Here is a 20,991-nt window from a genome sequence, read left to right as displayed (position 1 = left end):
CGCCCCGGCGGCTGTTTTTCTGACCGCGTCAGCCTTTCTTTCTGTGAAAATACCCGTTATGCTTTTCCGGCTTTTTCCTCCCAGACCGGCACATCGATTCCTGCTATTTCAGACGTAAAGGGCGTGCCGTCCTGTTTTTCGAAGTGCTTCCACGCCCGGGTTACATACTTCAGACCAAGATACTGCAGCGGCAGGTTGCAGTAAACCATCAGAATATTGGCAAAATCGCTTAAATCCCAGAGCGCGCCCAGATCCATTCCCGCGATATTGGTAATGACGCCAAAGGAAATGACGAACAGGCACAGCAGCCGGATCAGAACAATAAAACCCTTGCGCGAAGAAATCCGCACCGCGCACATTTCCGTAAAGGACATAAAGCCGATCAGACAGGTAAATGCAAACAGGCCAAAGCAGATGCTCACTAAAAACGTTACGATCTGATAAGCGCCGCTCTGTCCGGTCAGCTCTCCGCAGGATGCCAGGAATTTGTCCAGCTTGCCCATCTCAAACCACTCTGCCGCACGGTCTGTCGTCCACATCCTTCCCATAATCACCACAAATCCGGTCAGCGTACAGATCACAATCGTATCCAGAAAAACGCCAATGGCCTGAACGCAGCCCTGATCACAGGGATGATTTGCATCCGCAGCCGCCGCCGGCATCGTGATGGTACCCTGACCTGCCTCGTTGGACATCAGACCGCGTTTAATGCCCTGGCTAAGGACTGTGCCGAAGGCTCCGCCAAATACAGCATCCGGCGAAAATGCCTGTCCAAATACCGCCTGAAAAAACCACGGAATCCGCGTAAAGTTGCAGACAACCAGCACAACTACGGTCAGCACATAGATCACCGCCATCACAGGAACCAGCAGATCTGTTACCTTTGTCACTTTTTTGATTCCCCCGAAGCTGATCAGTGCAGCAATCAGGATCAGTACCACGAAGGAAATCCAATACAGCGTCGAATTGGTCGCAATCGTCGTCCCGGTGATCTCATTTGCAATGGCACCGACTGCGGAGATGGTATTAAAGCCCTGCGCCGGGAAGCACAAAAAGGCATAGACAATGTAGAGCACGCTCAGCGCAACACCGGCCCACGCCGCATTGTTTAACAGTCTTCTTCCATAAAAAGGAAGTCCGCCGACATACTGCCCATCTCTTTTTTCTTTAAAAATCTGGGACAGCGTGGATTCTGCAAAGGCTGTGGACATCCCGAAAAACGCCGACAGCCACATCCAGAACAGCGCGCCCGGACCACCGATCGAAATCGCACCCGTCACGCCGAGAATATTTCCCGGTCCTACCCGCATCGCCGTAGACAGCAAAAATGCCGCCAGCGCTGAAATACCGGTCTTCGTCGCTGCTTTGCTGTGAAGGAGCACTTTTAGGCCGTACTTAAATTTCCGCACCTGTACAAACCGGAACCGAAATGTCAGAAAAATTCCAGTACCGACCAGCAAAATGATCGCCAGACTGAAATTTCCAAGAATCGGGATCGCCGCATACCATCCGAAGTTGGTCGGAAACTCCCAGAACAGATCTGATACAACCTGAATTTTGCCGCAAATCGCGTTTACGGCATCAAATAATGCCTGCATAACATTTTCTCCCTCCCGATCCGTTTTTTCCATTATAGACTGCGGTGTTTTTGTTGTACAGCTTTTTTTCACTGCTGTGTTTCCTCACATCTGCCGAAACGCTACAGTTCACCGCGTCATCCGCCGGAACTGCGATGGTGTAAACCCGTACATCTTCCGAAACTCCCGTGTAAAATAGCTTCCGTCCGGGTAGCCGCATTTCCAGGCCACCGTCCCCACCTCATCCTCTGATTCCTTCAAAAGCTTCTGTGCATACTCCATCCGGAGCGCACGGACATATTCCGAAAAGGTAATGCCTGTCAGCTCCCGAAAGCGTCTGCAGAAATACGCCTCATGATATCCAAACTGCGCACTCAGCGCTGCCGGGCTGAGTTTTTCCGTATAATGATGATTCACATAGATTAAAATCTGACCAAACCCGCTGTCCGGACTGACCTTTGCACTGCTTTTTGACCTGCCGTATTCTATCAGACATCCGAGAATTTCATACAGCGTTCCGATGGCTGCCAGCGAGCTTTTGCTGTCTTTTCCGCTGTCCCTTCCGGCCAGCAGCCCCACCAGACGCTCCAGCAGCCCGGAAACCTCTTTCTCTGCAATTTTTTCCACAAAAGTCAGTTCTCCATTTCCCAGGGAACGTAAATATTTTTCAGACGCTGCCGTTCCATTATAAAACCGCTCCACATCAAACATGACCGTATGATAGCAGACCTTTTCCGACACTGCAAAACCGCCATGCATCTGCCCCGGTCCCGCTACGGCAAGCTCTCCTGCAGAAACCAAAAACTCCTCTCCTTCCGTCACAAACCGCAGCGTCCCCTCCGTCACATAGGTCAGCTCCATCCGGTCGTGCCAGTGCAGCAGAAAACAGATTTCCCCCTCTGCCTTTTTCTGCTCGGTATACAGATATTTTATCGCATTTTCTCCATAGATTACCGGCGTCAGCTCCTTGTATGCGTCGATCATACTGTCCTCCGCAAAAGGTAAAAATTATCCTAAAATGAGTCAAAAAAATAATGGGCTTCTCCTGCTTTTCATGATACTGTAAAAACAGTTCCCAGACAACAAAAAATCATCATTTCAGGGCAATGAAATCCATTTTTCTTTGCCTAAAAAGGAGCTCTCTATGAAAATCGGAACCTGCGTCAATTTCTCCGAGATCGACGGTATGGAAAAAAAATTCGCCCAGCTTCGGGAACATAACTTCGATTCCTGTCAGCTGGTTTCCTGGAATCCTGCCGCCTGGACGGGCGAAAATGCAAACACCTTAAAAACACTTCTGGAACAATACCAGATCACCGTTTCCGCATTCTGGTGCGGCTGGACCGGACCTGCGGCATGGAACTTTTACGACGGACCACTCACCCTTGGACTTGTCCCTGTGGAATACCGACAGATGCGGATCGAAAACCTTTGCGACGGTGCAGATTTTGCCCACAAGCTCGGCATCACTGATGTCGTAACCCATATGGGATTTATTCCGGAAAATCCTTATGATCCCAATTTCAGCAGCTTCTGCATCGCTGTGCGCACTGTTGCAGAGCATCTGAAGAAAAACGGGCAGTGCCTGCTGTTTGAAACCGGCCAGGAAACCCCCGTTACCATGCTGCGCTGCTTTGAAGCCGTCGGCACGGATAATCTTTATGTGAATCTGGACACTGCAAATCTGATTCTTTACGGAAAAGCAAACCCGGCAGACGCACTTGACGTTTTCGGCAAATACGTCCGCAACCTGCATGCAAAGGACGGCTGCTATCCGACAAACGGACATGAGCTCGGTGCCGAAACACCCATTGGACAGGGAAAAGTAGACTTCCGTGCAGTTTTTACAAAGCTGCATGAACTTGGCTACAACTCCTATGTCACCATCGAACGGGAAATCGACGGTCCACAGCAGCTGACCGACATTCTGGAATCCAGAACTTATCTGCAAAACATTATTGATAAAATTTACGGGGAGGAAGCATCATGTTAAAAATCGGTTTAGTCGGCGTCGGCGGCATCAGCGGCGCACACATTCCTGCATGGAACGCTATGGAGGACACCACACTCACAGCAATCTGCGATATCCGTCCGGAGCGGATGGAGCCTTATCCGGAGCCGCATCACTACACCTCCATCGATGAAATGCTTGAAAAAGAAGAGCTGGACATCCTGGACATCTGCCTGCCCACCTATCTGCACGTTCCCACTGCAGTCAAGGCAATGAAAAAAGGCATCCACGTCCTCAGTGAAAAACCCATTTCCTTAAAAGAAGAGGACATCGAGCTGGCATATTCCACCGCAAAGGAAAACAATGTCTGCTTCATGATCGCACAGGTTCTGCGCTTCTGGCCCGAATATGAGCTGATCAAGGAGCTTTACGATTCCGGCAAATACGGAAAGCTCCTGTCCGGCTACATGGGACGCCTCGGCAGCTATCCCGCCTGGAGCTGGGACAACTGGATGATGGATGAAAAGAGAAGCGGACTTGTTCCTTACGACCTGCACATCCATGATCTTGACTTCCTCGTATACGCCTTCGGCAAACCGGAAGCTTCCCTGAAGCACCGCGCAAAGCAGCCTAATCAGGACTATCTGACCGCTGTATATGAATTTCCCGGCTTCTTCGTTACCACCGAAGCTTCCTGGTATGCATCCGCTTACCCCTTCGGCGCTTCCTACCGCTTCCAGTTCGAGGGCGCTCTCGTTACCTACGAAAATGGCGAGTGCAAAATCTATGAAAACAACGGCAGCATCTATTCCCCGACTGAGCAGGCCACCGGCGATACCGGCTCCATCAACCTGCCCAAGAGCGACGCCTACGCAGAAGAGATTAAGTACTTCAAAAACTGCGTTCTCTCCGGCCAGTTCCCGGATAAGGTGAAGGCGGAAGAGTTACGGACAGTTGTAGGGCTGTTGAATGAATTTTGAGGAAAAAGGCAGTGATTGTTCCGCCCGAGGTTTTCGCTTAAGTATTTAAATCTTATCTGAAATTGTTTGTTGAATTTTGTGTTTTATCATTACAGTTCACTCGTGGGTTCTTGTGGCAGATTCCATGCTCGCATGAAAATCTGCGATAACTTTCCGAAGTACGTTGTTTTCCTCGATGAGTTCGATATGAGCCGAAACGGGATCAAACACCGGAATATCCGCGACTTCCTCTTGGCTGAGGAATGGAACTGAATACGAAATCCCGGCATCGCGCCAAATGGCACGATGCCGGGAGTCTTTAGATGTAAGTGCACCTGCGTTTACTTTACAATGATTGTATTTTAATTATTACTGTCAGACAATATCAAAGCTGCTAACTCATCCATTAATTTGTCGCTCTGATTAATTTCTTCTTGAATTTCGCCCATTTTTCTTTTTGCATCAGGTCCACCATAACCCTTAGAATATAAATCAACAAGTTGCCTTCTTGCCTCAGATAAATGCAAACATTTTCCTTCTACCGCTCTTTCCAAATATGATACGCCTCTTTCTAAATTTTTTGATGTTCCAATGCCTTTTATATAGCACTGTGCCAAATTATAATAACCATAACAGGTATCATTTGACTTAGAAAGCCATGCAAATGCTTGCGAATCACTTTGATTGACACCCTCGCCATTTAGATAGCACATTCCTACCTCTGCCATTGCTTCATCATTTCCAAGCTCAGCGGCTTTCATGTAATACTTGAAAGCCATTTCTTTATCTTTCTCAACACCATCCCCTGAATAATACTGCGATGCAAGTTTTAATATGGCCTCAGGGTTATTCATTTCAAGAGCCTCTCTGCGAACTTGTTCCGCTTTCTCAGGATCTGCTTCGACTCCAACGTACCTTCCCTCATAAAAATATGTAAGTTCATGAAGAGCCTGTGAACTTCCTGCCTGTGCAGCCCTTTCATACCACGGAAGCGCATATGGTTGTTCGGCTACATCCATAAAGCATTTAGCTATCGTTAGTTGAGCGTTAACATCACCGGCTTCCGCCTTCTGAAAAAGAGAGCGAGCTTGTCCCTCTCCATATTCGTATTTAACTATGTAGAACCCTTCTGGCTGACTTCTAACCTGTTCTACTGCATTTGATTGATTTCCCCCAAATAATCTACTTAAGAATCCCATGTTTTTCTCCCATAATAATAATCTTTGTTTTTCTCTTGTTAACTTTCTTTTTCTTACGTTTTCATTTTTCATTCATAGAGATATTTTCTTAGTCTATGTCATTCCCCTTGGTCATAAATCATGGATATACGGATGTTTAGAGTATACAAAACAAGACGTCGTCTTATTCTGCTATGATCGGCCTTTCTTTCCCCTACTCCTTACGGTAACCCACCCTTCCATGTCATACGAGATTTCCTATACTACAGAGTCCTCCCTTTATTATTTTGAGTAAACATAGTGTATCCCTTAAAATACTATGAAAACAATTTTTTTACCCATTCCCCTCTGCGATTTTGCTTATAGTACTTAGTTAAATACTCCATGGCTCCATCTTCTCCATTTTCAATAGCTGATAAAAGCCAAAACAGACCATCATCAAGATTCTTTCTTATCCCATCTCCCGAGGCACACATATATCCATAATTCATCATAGCCGGTGCATACCCCAAATTCGCTGATTCCAAGAAATAATGCGCTGCTTTTATTTTATCTTTCTGTACTTCTTGTCCATTATAGTAAATATAACCCAAACTAAATAATGAATTCGGAACCTTTTCTTGTGCGGCTTCTTCAAACAATTTTAGGGCTAAAGCAATATCTTTCTTGCACTCTTCTCCTTGAAATAATGCAACAGCCAAATCATTCTTTGCCATAGGATGACCATTGTCTGCGGCTCTCTGTAGCCACTCTATCGCTTTTTCACCGTTTTGTTCAAATCCTAAAACTCCATGCAAATAATAATTTCCTACAACATATTGTGCATATTCATATCCCTTCTCAGCAGAAATAAGATAATACTCTTTTGCAAGCTTCACATTCCGCCCGCCACCGCCAATGTCGTTTTCATAATAATAAGCCAAATTAAAATAAGCCTTATAATACTCTTGTTCTATTGCTTTTAAATACCAACTTCGTGCCATTCTAAAGTTCTGTGCTGTGCCTTCTCCCATCTCATAACATAAGCCAGCATTGAACTGAGCAGGTCCTAATCCTTGATTTCCTGCTTGTTCAAACCAGTACAATGCGGTTTTTAAATCAATCTCAACTCCTGTACCGTTTTTATAGCACATTCCTAATGCGTTCTGAGCCACGGGAAATCCGCTGTTAGCTCCTTTCAGATAAATTGAAACCGCCTTACTCTCATCCTTAAGAACGCCTATTCCCATTTGATAATGTGCCGCTAAATTAACATAGGCAATTTCTACGCCAGATTCTGCGGCTTTTTCATACCACTTTATTGCCTCCCTGTCATCCTTAGGAACTCCCTTTCCCATCTCAAATACAATACCCAAATTATTGCAGGCCTCTCCATTGCCAGACTCTGCAGCTTCTTTAAGATATTCTATGGCTCTTTTTATGTCATCTTCATTATTACATTTCTCCAGGTAAATAGAACTTAAACATAATTTTGCATCCTCATTCCCTAAGTCAGCCGCCCTCTCATATAAGTCTATAGCCTTATTTTCATCTCTTCCAACATTTTCTCCCTCAAAATATTCGCCTGCCAATGCGCACAGAGCCTCAGGCAAGTCCTGTTCCGCAGCCTGTTCATACCACCATATAGCCATATCTTTATCTGGCTCACACCCATATCCAACATCAAAATACGTACCTAACACAAACTGCGATAAAGCAAATCCTTTTACAGCAGAAGACTCAAAATATGTAAAAGCTTTCGCCGCATTTTCCTTACATCCAATTCCCGATTTGTATCTCCCACCAAGTTCATATTCAATATAAGCATTCTCTTGCTTATCTAGCATAGATTCCAGTTCTGATGTGGAGTACTTTTCAAATTCTGAATACTCTTCTTTTTTATAATCCCATTGTAACGATTTTGATCCCTCATCTTGGATAGAAAAAGGATCTAAAGTCGAGTCATATTCCTCCGGAATAAATATCCCCATCGCCTTGGAAAGCTTAATAATTGCATATCTAGCCCAAGCAGGCTCTGTAAATGTAAGTTCACACACCTCACCCAAAGTATTTGAAATGATTTCATCAACACTGGCATTGTTATGATTAAAAATATAAATAGAAACATTTGCCTTAAGTGCATTTGAAAGAGCGTTTCTTTCCTTTTCATTCTTAGGCAATAAATCGGCAATTAGTGCATTAAACTTATTCGAATTATTATAAATATCTTTTCCAGAAATAGAAATACACTGCATAAGGGCAACATCCACATCATCCCGTACATTATATCCGCAGTTGCCACAAATACATTCTGAATCGCCAATAGAATTATTGCATTTAGGACATATCATATAAATCACCCGAAATTATCAAAATAAAATTTAAACGGTTTTTCAAAAGGAAGCCCGACAACAGCTTCTCCAACTTTTAACGAATTAAGATCCCAATCCTCGACGGTATTTCCTTCACGCTTATCCTCAATCAACGTTTTATTCATTCCCTGATATTGTTCTAAAATAATGTTACTCCCATATAAAGACCTTATATAATCTCTAGTTGACACATCATTTGCCTTAAAAGCAAAAATCGAAGAAAATCCAGCAACCAGATTTCTACCCTTTATTTCCCCATAAGTTTCAAATAACTGTTCAATGCTTTGTAAACCAGCAAAAACCTTCAAGCCCAAACTTCTTCCAAAATTTACTCCATCATCTATATGTTGCAAGTTTGGCAAAAGCTTGAATTCATCACAAAACAAATAAACATTTCCTTGACTAGATGTTCTCCCTAAAGCCTCCTTGATTGCTAAATCGAAAAAGAGCCTGTATATTGGTGTTAACACACTTCCAATTGCCAGATCATATTCGATAAATAGAACCTTGCCTCCTTTTGCTCTAACAAAATTCCTAATAGAGAATCCTCCGCGTTCCGCAAATACCCCTATCAAAATATCTCTTATGACTGAATACATTTCTGACAACACACCTTGAGACTGTTCGCCATCTCCCTCTATGTAGCTAAGAACAGATCTTAATTCGTCAAATCGCTCCAACGCAGCTATGAAATCATCAACAGATGATGAATCCAAGGAACTCTTTAATGAATCATTGTAGAAATTATCATTTCGATACTCTTTATCATTCTCACCAGTCTTTATTATCGAAATAATAAGGGCGGCAAGCAAATCTCGCGCAGCATTGGGAAAAAAAGGATTGCTACTATTACCCTTTGTACGCTCTTCAAACAATTCCTTGCATATTTCTTGCGTATTTATAGTATAATCTTTTTCATCCCATCCATCTGCCAAAATTTCTCTAAATATATTCCAACATTTCGATTCATCTCTATATTGCTTAGAATTTCCTATAACATAATCCTCAGGTTTACGAAACCTCTTATAAAAGTCTCCCTTTGTATCGAATACAATAAGCACGTCCTCAGAGGAAAGGTTTTGTCTAATCTGCTTAAACAAATGATAAAACAACGTAGATTTACCACACCCTGTACCCCCCACTAACATCATATGCTTACTTAAGATATCCTCATCCAAAGTAAATGATGATTTTTGCCCTTTATATTTGCCCTTCAAAACAACCTTATGGTGTCCGGTTCCAGATACGGGCTGATTCTTCTCTATACAATTCCCATACAATATGGTAGATGAAACACCCATAATAAAGTCCTCTCCATCTTATCTACTCATACCCTTGCTTTTTGTTTGGCTTTGAGATCTTGTCCTTTCTCGTTGTCCTTTTGAGGGTGAATTATTGAACGCATTTTTCTTACCTGAAGATTTTGCTTGTCCCTGTGGAACGTTCACTTTTAGTGACTGCTTAAACGCATTACCCCTGTCTTTTTCTGAACTAGCCATTTTTTTACCTCCATTTTTGTTGATATTCTTCACGGCACCTGTTGAAAAACCACCTGCCGTAACCACTTGTTTCCCTCCGCCTCTTCTTTCGCCATGAGCAGGATCCTGTTCCTTAAAAGAAGGCTGCTGAGCTATTTTTCCGCTAATAACATTTTGATCCTTACCTAATGCAACCCTTTTTTCCTGATTTGCTTTATTTGACGGAGGCAATGCCCCCTTATCTATACGCTCCTGCGGACTATTTCCAAGAGATTTTTTTGATACAAATACTCCGCTGGCAGATTCTCCTTTTGTTTGAGTGATTACATATTTTTCGTTTGCTTTTGCATGTCTTGCCGTAACATTACCGCCCTTGTGATTATTCTGACCATCCCATTTTGCAAACGACTTTTTCAACTGCGTGGTATCAAACTGGCTCAATCCGCGTTTTTTCATCAGCTTTTGAAGATTTTTAGAATTTATTTTCACCTGTCTCCATGTTAAGCCCTGTCCCTCATTGTTTTTATCAATAGCTCTCCTGTTATCTGCAAGAGAATCATTCCCAACAGATTTATAGTATGCAATTTTTTGACGATTACTCAGCTTCTTAAACTCATTTTTCATTATTTTACCGCGTAATGCCATTTTGATTACTCTTCTCATTATTTTTAATCAGTTTTCTCATCAACATTATCAATATGAGTACTGATTGAGGAAGAATCAACGTGGATTTACGATTTGGGACATTATTAGTCTGGTCTTCAAGATCATCTTCCCAGTCTTCAATCCCCTTCTCCACTTCATGAGAATCATTTTCTATTTTTGACTCTGATTTATTAACTTGATTAGTCCTTCTCAAGTACTGAAATAATTCCTTTTGCTCATCTTTTGACAGATACCCAGTCGTCAAATACTTATCTATTAAAACTGATATTGCTTGATATGTATCCTCATCGTACATATCACGCACATCCTCAAATAGTACTTTTACCTGATTAACATCATGATACATTCAAATCAATGTCTCCCTTTGTTTCCGAAATCCTGACTTTTATGGGATTAAACACCCCCTTCATCCCATCAATATCAAGAATCAATGCAATCGACATATCATCCTTGCTTCCCTTCTCACTTAACATAGGAAGATATTCTCCTAACTGATTTGAAGCATCTACCACCTCATGCGTGCAATACATTTCAGTTATTTTCCTATAAAAGTTAAACAATTGCGCATTATCATCGGTATTTGAAAAACAGTCATCGATACCATCACTAGCTACAAATAATGCTCCCGGCACACTTTCGGAATATATATGACGAAAATTATCTATAGCGTTAGAATCGCTAATCGAAGTAGTCACATTCAGAAAGCATTTTTCATCCCATGGAATAGGCTCCGCAAAATTCCCGCTATAATCACACGTTATACATTTACCATCACCTATATGTATGCCAAACCAAAACGCATCCGTACATGCAACAGCAATTAATGTTGATCCATAAGCAGCCTCTATACGTTCACCTTTTAAGTATTTTTCTTTGTGCTTTTCATCTACCTTTAATATTTCGGAATCCAGAAAAGGATTTTTACTATAATCATCTTCAACTCGCTCGTGCCATCTAGCAATGACACTTCTTTCAAGTTGAATAAGGTGTTTATCTATAGATGCGCAAAAATCATCCATGTTGCTTTTGTCAGACAAAATGGTTTCCAACAACTCTTCGATTGCTGTTATCGCGGCTTCCGTCGCAAATAATGAACCTCGACTACTCCGGAAATAACTTGCGCTTCCATGCCCATCAGCGACAACAGCTATTGCATATTTCTCTGTTTTCTTTACCAAGGTACTATCCTGGCATTCTAAATCGGATTTTATATGGGAATACCCTTGGCACTTAGATTGAAATACAATATGATTCATACACATACTCCATTGAAGGCTTAATCCCATTCATCATCATCACTGTCATTACTTACTATTGCAGGAGCCATTGCTGCCAATGCATCGTTAAAATCATCCTGTTTAGTCTGAATAGCATCAGTGCTAGAATTTCCGACACCCAAACCAACGCTACTACTCTTACTCCCTATCTCAGATGCTGTCACGGTAATAAACGTAATCATCTTCGCCAAAGCTGCAGGAGTATGTACAGTAAGCACAGACTCTATGTTTCCTGTGAAAGCTTCCAAAACGTTTATATCTGCATCATTTCCAATTGCAACAGCCGCCTTTATTGCTTTTTGATACCATTTATTCTCTTTTAACTTTGCCAATCCTCTTTCCCAATTATCGGTTGGTTCTCCATCGCTCAGCAAAAACAGAGCCGGAGCAAACGACCCAACTGCTTCAGCCATAAACTGCTTTCGTGAAAGCTTCTCATTCAGCTTTATGCATGCATCTCCCAAAGCAGTCAATCCACCTGCCTCAAGATAATTAAATGCGTAATTGGAGGCATCAATAGGTTTAGGGGTTAACCACTTCGCATCCGTTGAAAAATCAAGCACAGCAATCTTTATCTCAGCATCAGCATTTTCATCCGAAATCTTTGCTATCTCCGGCAAAACTTCTTCTATGGCACTATTCACTGCACCAATTTTAGCTCCCTGCATACTCCCTGACGTATCCACAATGAAAAACACAACCATTGTCCTTCTCGGTACTTCGATCTGTTCGTCCAAAAAATTAGCCATTTTAATATCCTCCATGTTATTTCTACTGTTATTGAACAACTGTTTTGGTTGAACCCATCATTATCTCCATACCTTTCTGAACAGTAAGCATATCCCCATTTTTAACATTGAGAATGGTTCCATCAGCATTATTTACAATCCAGTTTAATCCGGAAACATTCTTCAGACCAATAACAGAAGGATCTGTCTTCTTAGTCTTGATTTCAACCGTGATTGTCTTAAAATCTTCACTCGAAGCATCTGTGTGACATTTATACAAATACTTACCTTTCAGCAACGGTACATTATAGCGTGATGTCTTTAATGAATAAGACACTTTTACAGGCTTGCCGCAGTTAATACATATCATTTCTCGATCATAATGAACAAACGTTTCGTTACCACAATGCTCACAAATTGCCAAGTCATCTCTCATTCTAGTAAGAAGTTCCTGCCATTCTTTTTCAATAATTCTAGGAGCAGTCCCATTCATAGAGTTTTTTGAAAATGCTTTTACGAACGCTTCCCGTATATATTCAGGATATATTGGCCACCTACGTATTGCATTTGTATGTACCCCCTTTACAGGACGATTTGAATCATCTGTAGGATCATACATAAAAACTGGCTCTGAACCATAAAACTTATGTTCCAGTTCTTCAGTCATACATGGAACCATAGTTCTTTTTCCTTCAAGCGGTCTGTTCATAAAGAGCAAAAGATACAACATAACAGCCAGAGAAAATTTATCAGTATTTACATCCGGATTCTTTTTCTTTAAAACAATTTCTGGAGCCATAAAACCGCTTTTACCAGCTATTCCTAAATTTTCTCCATAAGGAGCAACGTTGTCATTATCACATATCAGAACATCACCGCTTTGTGGATTGATAAAAAAGTTACCATCATTAAGATCCTGGTAACTATACCCCCTGTTATGAAGAGCCCTAAAGCCCTCCACCATATTAAGTCCAGCATTGATAAGAGCGGCAACGCTTGAAAAACGAACCCTTGCAAGCAGAAACCTTGAAAAATCCTCATATTGCTGTGGACGCAATTCCATAAGATATCCAAAAGATTCCCCTTGACTATATTCGCTCAGTTCTTGTGGCCAAAGAAAAGAATCTGTTGGAGCTCCTTGTTCAATATTTCTTTGCAAATTGCTGTAGAATTGCTTTGGATTTTTCATTTTCTCAATAAAGTACCATTTTAAAGCCATTTCCTTTCCTTCATAAGAAACCTTGTAAACTATGCCTTGCCCACCTTCCCCTAACTTGGCAAGAACCTTACATTCACCTCCATTTAGTATTCTTACACGATCACCCATTTTCAATTCGCTCATTTTTGTTCTCCTTATCTGAAAGTAACATGTGCCAGTTCATTTATATCGCCACTATAAACAAATGCCTCTCCATATCCTAAATTCATTATTTTTTCTGGCTTTACTATATATTCCCTTTTCCAATTATAGTTAACCTGTTTATTATAGTTAGGTGAAGCCATAAACGGTATTGGAGAGTTATAGGATCCTCCTTTTGAAACCGAGTAAGATTGTTCTTGTTTGTCATGTTCACCAAATACCTGTGACCATTTCACTGCCGATGTACCAGCGTTATGCGATAAAACCACAATCTTTTTTGCTCTACCGACCAGTGTTGTAAATAGCTGTTCATCACTTCCCGAAAGAGCTACCACATCATCTCCGATAACTGTAAATCTGACCTGTCCAGATAAGCCCATAATTAGTTCTTTTAATTTATCATTTCCTACAATTGATATGGAATCCAATACCACGGCGGCACTACTCCCATATGCTATAGCTCTTTTCAATTCTTCAATTAGTACATTGACATACAATTCATTAGCAATATTTCCTATGTTTATTACCAGCAATTCTTTGTTGCTTATATTCTTTCTCACATTAACAGGCTTTTCCCTTGATTTTGTCCGATACAAGAAAGGTTGTATCTGAGTCTGTAACGTATAGAAATAACTTTCGATTTTTACACTCTCAGATTGACCGATCATTAGTTTGGATTTTATTTCTTGTCCATCTGAATCGCTTATCTGATTTTTCCCAACAAGATCATCAATCTTATCAAACAACGTTGTATGTGGACATGTTGCTAAGAGATTAAAATATGGTTTCTTTTTACTCTTCTTCAACAGTTCAACAACGCCTTCAATGTAATACTTGGCATTATGCTTAATATCAAAGCTCTTGGGTGCAGCCCCCATCACCAATTCACTAATAGCGCCACCGTCAAGATCGTAAAACGGATCATAACAAGCACTGCCAATATCCACTATATTTGTCTCTACTACCCCTCCAAATTCATTTCTTAGGCGACTGCCAATATATGGATTTCCTTGATGAAGTACAATCACCGGAAATCCATCATTTATGGCAATGGCAATATGAGCTCTTAAGACCTTAAACCGAATGTCATCCGACCCACCAGATACTATCGTATTAATCGTTCCATATTGGCTTTCAAAAAAATTTTCAACAGAACACGACTTATAATTAACAACCCCATCTATACCTTGATTCATCCTGTCCAATGTAGAACCTATTGAAAAAACTTCTTTAACACCATTCAAAAATCCCATTATTTGATAGTATCCCTCCAATCTTTCTAATTCAGAAAACACTATCCCACAGTAACATAATAGGTTAGTTGACTTTTATTTGCAGAAAGATAATACTGTTTCCCATTAGTCCCATTATATTTAACTGATTCGTTAAACGTCTCTACAACAATATCATCTATGTTATCTGGAGTATTTATGGTCCTCTTAATTCTGAAAGAGAAATCCTTTCCTAGTGCTAATCCATCCGAAAGCAATTGTATCAACTGTTTCTTTCCAGAAATAAACCGCCCCATGATAGCATGATAATTATAAAGCATACTTGTACACTCAAAACTCATATTAAAGTCAAAATGATCACGACTTATATTTGCATCATCCAGATTAAAATAATCATATGGCACTATTCTTTTATTCTGCGCATCATCTCTTCTTATGTCCCATGTTACATCAATGTGATAATAATCCTCTTCTATTTTTATAACATTCCATGCATGATCCTCTATTTTTTCATTTTCAAGAATGCATTTTCCTCCACATATGAAGCATTCAATTCCAAGCTTATTTAGTGTCAATTTTACAAATTTTGCTATCCCTTCACATACTGCTAACCGGTTATTAATAACGCCATATATGTTAAAGGAACACCTATTCATACTCTTGTTTCTGAGTGCTTCATAATCATATGATATTGAATTAACCATATAATCATGGATTGATTTCTCAATCTGGATGATCCCTTTTCCACTATTAGAACTCATCACAGAAACAATCCGTTCAATTTCTTGATTTGTTTTATTCTCTATTGTGGCAAGAATACCTCTGCTAAAAAGATACTCAAAAATAAGTCTGATCCTACAACTGTCTATTTCATAGTTTACTGTTGAAAAATCTATATAATAAATCTCCGGATGATCATAGGAAATCCCAATATAAATCTTTTCAAGGTTCTCTTTTTTTATATGTGCAATATAAACATAAGATTCTTTATTTACAATACTGACATATATTGACTTATAAATACGTCTTTCCGTAAAATTCAATTGTTCATAATAATAATCCATCATTTTTTCTCAATATATGGCTTCACCTTGCTTATCTATCACAGAATGCATTTTTTCATCAATGGATTCGAATTCCATACTTCCATCAGCGTGTTCTATATATTTTATGTAAACATAATCATTATTATCTATCGGTACCTTTAAATAATAATTTCCGTCATACATACGCATTCCAATAATATTAAGTTTTCCCATTTCACCATCATCAAATTCTATATCAACATGCTCTTTAAAAGGAGAATTTGGATTTTTCAGAGAAATAATACTTAACGATTCTTCATCTCCACTAGCCGCAGCACTCATATACCAAACTCTTGCTTGCTCTATGTCGATTTCAAAGTCATCGCACCCATGAAGAAACAATTCACCCAATCTTTTTTTTGATTTAACATCACCATTCTCTGCTGCTTTCTTGTATAGTCTTACTGATAAATCAATATTTCTCGGGATTGTGTAACCACCCTCGTAAATACATGCCAAATAATAAACTGCCTCTATGTTTCCGTTTGCAGCACCTTTTTCCAATAAGTTTTTAAGTTCAACACCTTTGCCAAAATCTTTTACATCCCGAAAACCTATCCAAGCATATTTTACCATAGAGTCAATATCACCCATGTTTCCAGCATCTTTAAGTAATTCTGTAGCTCGTTCAACATCTCCGTCCTTAAGATAGATATCAGCACGCCTTCTCATTGAAATAATGCTCTTCTGAGACACCCCACTATCTAATAGTGCAACGGCTTTTTCGATGTTCTGCTTATATCCATCGTCACCATGATACAAGCAATATGCTAAAGTATTTATGGCATTAACATTTCCATAATTTACAGCTTCTTCTAAATACTTCTTCGCTATGTTTTTATTATTCTCCTTAGCATAAATATGATATAACGCTACCATTGCTTCAGTATATTTTTGGCCAGCAGATAGGCTTAACCACTTTATGGCATCATCCAGCGAACGTTCAACCCCTTTTCCGTCTTTATAACAAATACCCACCTGGTATTGAGCTTCAGGATCGCCGTTCTCTGCCTTTCTCACTTTTGACAGAATATTGCTACTGAACTCATTCTCTGTGCTAATTCCGGTTGCAAAACAAAATAAATCTATCACATACTCAGCCCACGATGTGTTCATACCATTTTTCATACGTAGCTGGTACACAAATTGTTTCTTTGAGCGAACAATTATTTTCTCATCACTTCCACGTAAATTAAGTATTCTCTTACTCAATCCAGAATCATACAGAATCTTAAAAGCTGATATTTCCTTTTCATAATAGTCAAGACAATATTCCGTGCATATAAAGAAAAATCTCCTTTGTTCAAATATATCATCACCGAACATATTTCTAATGTAAGCAATGCCATCTTCGAACGAGGAGAAATCTCTTGATAATTCACCTATAATATTTCCACAGTACGGACATATTACTTCGTTGATCCTGTTTGAAGGCATCCACTTGTTCTTGCATTCAGCACATATCAACTCCATAATAGTCCTCTCAATCAAAATATAATTCCATACACCGTTTTCAGCTCTATAATTCTCTCAACATTTAATTGTTTTGCCAATATTAAACCCGTAACAACACAATAAACCAACCCCATTATCAAATGACGTACTGGCGAAATAGTAAGCATATTAACTGCATGAACAAAAACCGCAATTCCCACAACCATCAATGTGATAAAAATCCATTCAATAAGCAGTTCAATCATACCGCCTACTGAATCGCCAGCCCGCACTATACTCGGAATTTCAACAAGCATTTCTGTCAGTAATATGGGTAAAAAAGAAATAGATGTAGCAACCATTCCCAGCACATTCCACAATCCCGTTTTCTTTTTATACGAAATTGCGCCTATTCCCAACGTCAATAAAATATATCCAACTATTATCCAAATCGGATGGGAAGATATAAAATTTGCCATACCTTGAAGTGCAAACCCCATAAAAACAACTGGAACAAGTGCTAAAATCGCCAACCCAAGCCAGCCCCAGCCATCATCACTGACTACATATGGTGCACCCTCTTTTGTTTTATCTATATCTCCCCATGGATTTTCAAATGCGCTCATTGATTTTTCCCATACTTAATCCGCAGATAAATGTATCTTATAGTTCCTATGAAAGCAAAAATAATGCCAAGAAAATATGCAAGCGTCAAATATACTACAAACAGCACAACTCCAATAACCACATTTCCCGAAAAAATAGCGCCTATTGCCGTTATTCCAAACAGTCCCTTAACAACTGGCCATCCCCAAACGAACAGTAATACAATAGCAACCCCCATTTCAGCTATACCAGCAATAGCATCTGCCCCACCACTCAAACCAACTGCATGGAGTATCAATGCAACAACCATCAAAGCCAGAATCACAAGCGTGGCAATCGCTCTTGGGTGTAAGAACTGAATCTGATCCTGTTCTGTCTCGCCGAAAAGTTTCCTAAACATTTTTTCCTCCTGTTCTGGTACAAGTCATGTACCCTCAACATTATTGTAATAATATCATCACACACGTATCGTGTGTCATGTCCAAACTCCTATTTCCTGTAATAGTCTACATCAACAATATCCGCATTTTCCCAAAACTCTTCTACCTTTCCGTCAAATTTTGTTTACAGATTTCCTTTCGGGTGTAAACGCTCCAACTTATCTTAATTACATTTTCTTTAAATCATTTATCTTTATATTGATTTTAGTTCTCTTTTCGCGTCTTGTCAACTCATTTCGCGTCCATTTGTTTCTATTTATAGCCGTTTTGTTACAATCATTTTGAAACCCGACTATATATTAACTTTACAACACCATATCGAGGATCATGCATGACATCATTTGGAGAACGCCTGAAACAACTCATGGAAGATCAGTCTATTTCCCAGCGTGATCTGGCTGCTGCCCTGAACATTTCCAAGTCAACTGTCAGTGGATATGTCAACAGCTACAGAGAACCAGACTTCAAATCCCTTTTGGAAATTGCTTCTATCTTTCATGTAACAACAGACTATCTGCTTGGAAATTCCGATATTCCGTCTCTTCCCACCTCTGCCCATAACAATCAATCCATTCTTTTGCTTTCCTACTTTGAACAACTCAGTCCTGAAGTACAGAATATCGTCTTAAAAGAAGTAAAAGCGCTTACCAAACCATAATTTACAACAAAAGCAGTGATACCCACTTTTCATGGGATCACTGCCTCATTCAACTCCACTTCTTATTTTTTATTGCTTTCTTTCAGAGAATCGTAAGCTGCATCATTCTTCCGCCAGCTTTTCTTTTCAGGTTTCCTTTTGCACCTTATATTCTTACGCTTTCATCCCGTACTTTGCCGCCATTTGCTCAAATACTTCCGGCTCCATCAACCTTGCGATATACTCTGTGTCCCCATTCTGCGACATTTTGGCAACCAGCTTCAGCGTATTTTCCCGTTCCTGTTTCATTCCTTTTTGAATTCCCATTTTCATTCCACGAGCTTCACCACGCTCTTCTCCCTGTTCCGTAGCATAATTCATCGCGTTGATCCAGTCCCTCTCTGCCTTCTCCTGCCTCATACACTCAATTCTGACTCTTTCGTCCTCTGTCAATGTAATCATCGTCTCCACTGCCTCCTTTATTTTTTCATTTTTCTCTGACAATTCCTGTAGTTCTTCCCAGGTTTCTGCAGTCAGCGTTTTTGCCCAGTCGTACAAGCCCGACTGTCGCTCTCTTTCTTCCGCTTTTTCTGCCTGCCGTAAAGACAGTACACAAAGCTTCATTTTATTTGTAAAAACGCGGTCATGCTCCGTGTCCCACAGCTCGTATACCTGATAAAACGGATTCTTTCCGAATTTCCACAAATCGAAATCAAGAATTCCAATCTGTACCGTTGTTTTCAGGTTTTTATAATCTTCTCCCTTTTTCAGATCCAGCAGATTCTCTGCCAGATAATACACTCCACGCTCATTCCAATTTCCCTCATCCAAAACCTGCATCTCCAGATTTACACGGATATTTCCGTTCAAAAGAACCAGAATATCCATAATACAGCTTTTGTGGTCAATATCCTGCCCCGGCAGGATTGGATTCAGGATTTCCAGCGACACGATCTCTTTCAGCTCAATCCGAAGCAGTGCCGCTATCAAATCTTTCAATGCTTCCTGATTTTTCTGAAACACAGTTGCAAACAGATACGCATTCATAAAACGATATCTGATTTTTCCATGCTTCTCCATCAGCTTTTCCGACAATTTTATTTTCTTTTGCAAGCGTTATTTCCTTATAATGTACTTTCTCAATTACTCCATTCCGTATTTATCCATCATCCTCCGATAGACTTCCGGCTCCATCAACCTTGCAATATACTCTGTGTCCCCATTCTCTGACATTTTGGCAACCAGCTTCAGCGTACTTTCTTTCGCCTTTTGCATTCCACGCAGTTCGCCCTCTTTTATTCCAGCACTTTTCCCCTCTTCTCTCAGTTCCTCTGCCCATTCTTCCATCGCTTTACACATATCTATACTCTCCTTTCCGTTTTCCAGATATTTTTCTTTCTTATCCTGCAGTTCTTTCAGATTTAACATCACGCAGATCATATCGTAAGTCGCCACGTCCATTCTGCTGATCCGATCTGCATGTTTTCTGCAGTATTCCTGAATTTTTGTCTTGCTGCTGCGCCGTTTCATCAATCCAATCAGTTCACGCAGATTTGTCTGGAAATATTCCTCCTGCAACTCTTCCAACGAAAACACATAAATCTGATATTCCTGCACCATCTGTTTTAAAATCGGGTCAATTTCTTCCAACTCCATCATTTCACTGAGCTTCTTTGGAGCATCCCACGGTTCCATACCATGATACAGCACGATCGTTACGATCGGCGTCAGATGATCTTTTCTGCCCATCTTGCTTAAATACTCTACACCGGTTTTTAATTTTCCCTCACTTTTCAGCCGGATATAGCGAAGCTGTCTGGCATATTCTGCCAGATCATATTCCATACAGCGAAATGGCATCGTCAAATGCGGCTGATTCTGCGCTTCTGCTGCCAGCAAAACATAATTTTTTTCGTTCCAAAATGCCCGAATCGCATCTCTCTCCCGCCTTCTGGCAGTTGGTCTTTTCACGCGCTCTGACAATCCTTGTTGATAAAACTGCTGTACCTCGCACAGGTTGCCTGCCTGCACA

At 40.5% G+C, this 20,991-nt stretch carries 20 protein-coding genes; 3 read left to right on the top strand and 17 right to left on the bottom strand.

Translation table 11 applies throughout. From position 1 onward, the window contains the following. Positions 1-56: 56 nt before the first annotated feature. Positions 57-1,631, bottom strand: coding sequence for an alanine/glycine:cation symporter family protein (locus OCV62_RS02290; protein WP_262584920.1), 1,575 nt, complete (start codon positions 1,629-1,631; stop codon positions 57-59). A gap of 75 nt (positions 1,632-1,706) precedes the next feature. Beyond that, complete coding sequence (locus OCV62_RS02285; protein WP_262584919.1) at positions 1,707-2,561, bottom strand: AraC family transcriptional regulator; 855 nt, start codon at positions 2,559-2,561, stop codon at positions 1,707-1,709. Between the two features lie 160 nt (positions 2,562-2,721). On the opposite strand from OCV62_RS02285, the gene OCV62_RS02280 reads away from it, so the two are divergent. Together OCV62_RS02280 and OCV62_RS02275 are read left to right on the top strand one after the other, a co-directional pair. After that, positions 2,722-3,570 carry a sugar phosphate isomerase/epimerase family protein gene (locus OCV62_RS02280; RefSeq protein WP_262584918.1) on the top strand — a complete coding sequence of 283 codons (849 nt, stop codon included), beginning with the start codon at positions 2,722-2,724 and terminating at the stop codon, positions 3,568-3,570. Beyond that, positions 3,564-4,508, top strand: coding sequence for a Gfo/Idh/MocA family protein (locus OCV62_RS02275; protein ID WP_262584917.1), 945 nt, complete (start codon positions 3,564-3,566; stop codon positions 4,506-4,508). The genes OCV62_RS02280 and OCV62_RS02275 overlap by 7 nt, the downstream gene beginning before the upstream one ends. A gap of 341 nt (positions 4,509-4,849) precedes the next feature. On the opposite strand, the gene OCV62_RS02265 is transcribed toward OCV62_RS02275, so the two are convergent. The 13 genes from OCV62_RS02265 to OCV62_RS02205 form a co-directional block, all read right to left on the bottom strand. Then, positions 4,850-5,758 carry a tetratricopeptide repeat protein gene (locus OCV62_RS02265; RefSeq protein ID WP_262584916.1) on the bottom strand — a complete coding sequence of 303 codons (909 nt, stop codon included), beginning with the start codon at positions 5,756-5,758 and terminating at the stop codon, positions 4,850-4,852. Between the two features lie 224 nt (positions 5,759-5,982). Then, positions 5,983-7,995 (bottom strand): tetratricopeptide repeat protein, encoded by a 2,013-nt coding sequence (locus OCV62_RS02260; RefSeq protein ID WP_262584915.1) that lies wholly within the window; start codon positions 7,993-7,995, stop codon positions 5,983-5,985. Positions 7,996-8,000: 5 nt separating this feature from the next. Continuing rightward, positions 8,001-9,317: a type IV secretory system conjugative DNA transfer family protein gene (locus OCV62_RS02255; protein WP_262584913.1), complete on the bottom strand. Its 1,317-nt coding sequence runs from the start codon at positions 9,315-9,317 to the stop codon at positions 8,001-8,003. An 18-nt stretch (positions 9,318-9,335) separates the two neighbouring features. Further along, on the bottom strand, positions 9,336-10,139 hold the full coding sequence (locus tag OCV62_RS02250) for a hypothetical protein (RefSeq protein ID WP_262584912.1): 804 nt from the start codon (positions 10,137-10,139) through the stop codon (positions 9,336-9,338). Next, on the bottom strand, positions 10,123-10,506 hold the full coding sequence (locus OCV62_RS02245) for a hypothetical protein (protein WP_262584911.1): 384 nt from the start codon (positions 10,504-10,506) through the stop codon (positions 10,123-10,125). The genes OCV62_RS02250 and OCV62_RS02245 overlap by 17 nt, the downstream gene beginning before the upstream one ends. Next, entirely contained in the window at positions 10,496-11,416 is a 921-nt protein-coding gene (locus OCV62_RS02240; protein WP_262584910.1) for a PP2C family serine/threonine-protein phosphatase, read from the bottom strand. Before OCV62_RS02240 ends, OCV62_RS02245 begins: the two co-directional genes overlap by 11 nt. 20 nt (positions 11,417-11,436) lie before the next feature. Continuing rightward, positions 11,437-12,201, bottom strand: a complete 765-nt coding sequence (locus tag OCV62_RS02235) for a vWA domain-containing protein (RefSeq protein ID WP_262584909.1) — start codon at positions 12,199-12,201, stop codon at positions 11,437-11,439. Between the two features lie 13 nt (positions 12,202-12,214). Continuing rightward, positions 12,215-13,507 (bottom strand): serine/threonine protein kinase, encoded by a 1,293-nt coding sequence (locus OCV62_RS02230; RefSeq protein WP_262584908.1) that lies wholly within the window; start codon positions 13,505-13,507, stop codon positions 12,215-12,217. Positions 13,508-13,518: 11 nt separating this feature from the next. Beyond that, the gene (locus tag OCV62_RS02225; protein WP_262584907.1) at positions 13,519-14,778 is read right to left on the bottom strand and encodes a hypothetical protein; all 1,260 of its coding nucleotides are present in this window, start codon (positions 14,776-14,778) and stop codon (positions 13,519-13,521) included. 41 nt (positions 14,779-14,819) lie between these two features. After that, the gene (locus tag OCV62_RS02220) at positions 14,820-15,824 is read right to left on the bottom strand and encodes a transglutaminase domain-containing protein (RefSeq protein ID WP_262584906.1); all 1,005 of its coding nucleotides are present in this window, start codon (positions 15,822-15,824) and stop codon (positions 14,820-14,822) included. A 6-nt stretch (positions 15,825-15,830) separates the two neighbouring features. Further along, positions 15,831-17,315, bottom strand: coding sequence for a tetratricopeptide repeat protein (locus tag OCV62_RS02215; protein WP_262584905.1), 1,485 nt, complete (start codon positions 17,313-17,315; stop codon positions 15,831-15,833). A 14-nt stretch (positions 17,316-17,329) separates the two neighbouring features. Next, positions 17,330-17,902 (bottom strand): hypothetical protein, encoded by a 573-nt coding sequence (locus tag OCV62_RS02210; RefSeq protein ID WP_262584904.1) that lies wholly within the window; start codon positions 17,900-17,902, stop codon positions 17,330-17,332. Beyond that, positions 17,899-18,282 carry a hypothetical protein gene (locus tag OCV62_RS02205; RefSeq protein WP_117961504.1) on the bottom strand — a complete coding sequence of 128 codons (384 nt, stop codon included), beginning with the start codon at positions 18,280-18,282 and terminating at the stop codon, positions 17,899-17,901. The genes OCV62_RS02210 and OCV62_RS02205 overlap by 4 nt, the downstream gene beginning before the upstream one ends. 371 nt (positions 18,283-18,653) lie before the next feature. On the opposite strand from OCV62_RS02205, the gene OCV62_RS02200 reads away from it, so the two are divergent. Further along, the gene (locus tag OCV62_RS02200; protein ID WP_021913980.1) at positions 18,654-18,980 is read left to right on the top strand and encodes a helix-turn-helix domain-containing protein; all 327 of its coding nucleotides are present in this window, start codon (positions 18,654-18,656) and stop codon (positions 18,978-18,980) included. Positions 18,981-19,133: 153 nt separating this feature from the next. Here the strand turns inward: OCV62_RS02200 and OCV62_RS02195 are convergent, their stop codons facing one another. Together OCV62_RS02195 and OCV62_RS02190 are read right to left on the bottom strand one after the other, a co-directional pair. Further along, positions 19,134-20,072: an Rpn family recombination-promoting nuclease/putative transposase gene (locus OCV62_RS02195; protein WP_262584903.1), complete on the bottom strand. Its 939-nt coding sequence runs from the start codon at positions 20,070-20,072 to the stop codon at positions 19,134-19,136. Positions 20,073-20,102: 30 nt separating this feature from the next. After that, the coding region (locus OCV62_RS02190; RefSeq protein ID WP_262584902.1) for an Rpn family recombination-promoting nuclease/putative transposase at positions 20,103-20,991 on the bottom strand (889 nt) is incomplete at its 5' end.

It is taken from the genome of Gallintestinimicrobium propionicum (assembly GCF_025567525.1).
In the GTDB taxonomy this organism is placed as follows: domain Bacteria; phylum Bacillota; class Clostridia; order Lachnospirales; family Lachnospiraceae; genus Gallintestinimicrobium; species Gallintestinimicrobium propionicum.
This window is presented reverse-complemented; position numbering and strand designations above follow the sequence as displayed.